The organism is Microcystis sp. M113S1, from assembly GCF_020246945.1.
Classification (GTDB): domain Bacteria; phylum Cyanobacteriota; class Cyanobacteriia; order Cyanobacteriales; family Microcystaceae; genus Microcystis.
Map to the genome: position 1 here is coordinate 1 of NZ_JADBSA010000334.1, position 3,112 is coordinate 3,112.

The 3,112-nt window shown below is 39.6% G+C and carries 1 protein-coding gene, 1 pseudogene and 1 CRISPR repeat array; the gene and the pseudogene both read right to left on the reverse strand.

Annotated elements, in window-relative coordinates; all coding sequences use genetic code 11:
- Window positions 1–2,264: direct repeats of the CRISPR family, unit length 37 nt; unit sequence GTTCCAATTAATCTTAAGTCCTATTAGGGATTGAAAC.
- 367 nt (window positions 2,265–2,631) lie between these two features.
- The gene (locus IM319_RS16645; protein WP_287686628.1) at window positions 2,632–2,901 is read right to left on the reverse strand and encodes a lipopolysaccharide assembly protein LapA domain-containing protein; all 270 of its coding nucleotides are present in this window, start codon (window positions 2,899–2,901) and stop codon (window positions 2,632–2,634) included.
- A gap of 79 nt (window positions 2,902–2,980) precedes the next feature.
- Window positions 2,981–3,112 (reverse strand): annotated as a pseudogene (locus IM319_RS22620) (RNA-guided endonuclease InsQ/TnpB family protein); the annotation flags it as partial.

Below are 3,112 nucleotides of genomic sequence, written 5' to 3' on the forward strand. Positions count from 1 at the left end.
GTTCCAATTAATCTTAAGTCCTATTAGGGATTGAAACATTGGCTAGAGACTCTCTCCCTAACTCTCTCCCTAAGTTCCAATTAATCTTAAGTCCTATTAGGGATTGAAACCGTTGTAACCACCATTAACCTTTTTTGTTACCTCGTTCCAATTAATCTTAAGTCCTATTAGGGATTGAAACCTTCATAAGTATCTTCAGGAGCGAGAAAATAAAAAGGGTTCCAATTAATCTTAAGTCCTATTAGGGATTGAAACCGCTTTACCCACGCGATCGCACTCATACATGGACTGTTCCAATTAATCTTAAGTCCTATTAGGGATTGAAACATCTGCCTTTACGGAGGATGCAGGATCAGCGAAGGTTCCAATTAATCTTAAGTCCTATTAGGGATTGAAACAACAGGTTAATGGGCAACGCGCCCGGATTAGGGAGTGTTCCAATTAATCTTAAGTCCTATTAGGGATTGAAACAGGTTAATGGGCAACGCGCCCGGATTAGGATTAAAGTTCCAATTAATCTTAAGTCCTATTAGGGATTGAAACACTGCCCTGAACCGCAGGATCCAACAGTGAGGGTTCCAATTAATCTTAAGTCCTATTAGGGATTGAAACTCCGAAGTCGCTGGATGTGAGTAAGGCGATTGATAAGGTTCCAATTAATCTTAAGTCCTATTAGGGATTGAAACATTAGTCAGCTGTTCAAAACACAAAAGGACAAATCGTTCCAATTAATCTTAAGTCCTATTAGGGATTGAAACATTGCCACTCTCCCCGTAAGCTCCGCCGATAATTGTTCCAATTAATCTTAAGTCCTATTAGGGATTGAAACAATTACTTGATTCTTCTAGATAAATCTGGTAGGGGGTTCCAATTAATCTTAAGTCCTATTAGGGATTGAAACATGGCTTCGGCACAGACGGGCAAGACTGAGGCGGTGTTCCAATTAATCTTAAGTCCTATTAGGGATTGAAACCGCAACAGGAGGCGGGGCTTGGGGAATAGTCTTGTTCCAATTAATCTTAAGTCCTATTAGGGATTGAAACCGAACTTATCACAGTAACAAAATTATTATCCTCGAGTTCCAATTAATCTTAAGTCCTATTAGGGATTGAAACCTATTGCTGATGCTTCGGAAGTTCAGTGTAGTGTTCCAATTAATCTTAAGTCCTATTAGGGATTGAAACTTTTATTCCCCCAGCAAAAATAACAAGTTGTCGTGTTCCAATTAATCTTAAGTCCTATTAGGGATTGAAACTTTGCCCTCTCGTGAAAAAGCTACTAAGCTAAAAGGTTCCAATTAATCTTAAGTCCTATTAGGGATTGAAACGCCGGAGTTCCGTCAACACATCAGCAAAGTCAGGGTTCCAATTAATCTTAAGTCCTATTAGGGATTGAAACGCGTTTCTCCAATCGCTATTTCCGTCAGCAAAGGGTTCCAATTAATCTTAAGTCCTATTAGGGATTGAAACTTTTATTAATCGCATTTATTCAAACCAGACAAAACTGGTTCCAATTAATCTTAAGTCCTATTAGGGATTGAAACTTCTGGAGTAAGGGAAAATTCATCCTTAGATCCCGTTCTAATTAATCTTAAGTCCTATTAGGGATTGAAACGTTTATTTAAACTTGTCTGAGATTCGCGTTGATGGTTCCAATTAATCTTAAGTCCTATTAGGGATTGAAACTACGCTTACGCGGCCGCTACTGCTTTGGGGATTGTTCCAATTAATCTTAAGTCCTATTAGGGATTGAAACTGGTGATTTGGATAGCCCACCCTTCGGTGTTAGGTTCCAATTAATCTTAAGTCCTATTAGGGATTGAAACGGAATTGTTTCTATCAACGGCAAAGAATATATTGGTTCCAATTAATCTTAAGTCCTATTAGGGATTGAAACTACAAAAGGATTTTATCAGAAATGATCGTTTTTAATGTTCCAATTAATCTTAAGTCCTATTAGGGATTGAAACGGGTTATAAATCGTCGGGCTGGAGTGATTTTTTGTTGGTTCCAATTAATCTTAAGTCCTATTAGGGATTGAAACGATCTAATCACCCTTGAGGATTCCCAATGGGGATGCTTCAAGGTTCCAATTAATCTTAAGTCCTATTAGGGATTGAAACGCAAGGCAACGTGGACATTCCGGGGCAAGATGCCGTTCCAATTAATCTTAAGTCCTATTAGGGATTGAAACGTATTTGCTGGCAACCCACTGGCCAATGGCTGACGTTCCAATTAATCTTAAGCCCTATTAGGGATTGAAACTTCCGTCTAACCCAAAGTGCCAGCGATTGGAGTGATTGGGGGGAAAATTCAGGGACTTTTTCCCTGAAAATTAGGTAATTGACCAGATGAAAATCGCTAAAACCCTACACCCCACACCCCACACCCTACCCCCACGAAAAACTTTTTGCCGCAAATCCTACTTATGAGGACAGGCACTCATGCAAGAGGCACTGATGCAAAAGGGGGAATAAATAATCAGTCTTTAATAACTGGATTTAGTGTTATACGCTAGGGCGGATTCAAGCTCAGTCTGGTACATCTTCTAAGTGGAAAGGCTTATCCAATAAGGAGTTGTCCGTGCCAGATGGATAGAGGAACCGCCGTATTTAGATGCTGAACAGCTTATCTAAAAATCAAACTCGTCTAACCCCGGTTGTGAGGGAAAGCGACTGCGAGGAGATTTTTTCGACTTTCTCAAAAAAGCGGGGATAAATGCGGCCATAAAAAATCCAATTCCCAAAGAAAAAGCCAATAAAACACCGATAGGTACTTTAATTGACTCAAATTGTAGAAACTTTAAAGAAACTGGTTGGATATTTTGAATAGCAAAAACTGCCATGGTCATAATCCAGCCGCCGACAATAGCACTAGCTAAAAAATTACTAATTGTATTCATGCTTGTCCTCGCCATGTTTGTGGGAGATTTTTTCAGGTTTTGTAGGCTAATTTCGCAGTTAGCTCCCTATTAATAGTTACTAATTCTGTACGCAAACGTCGCACTTTGAATCAGCTTTGTACGCTTTGACCCGTACCGGGCTAACTACAAGCCTCTCTATCGGATTCTTGCTAAATGCAACCTCTCCGACTACCTTTCTCCCTATATTTAA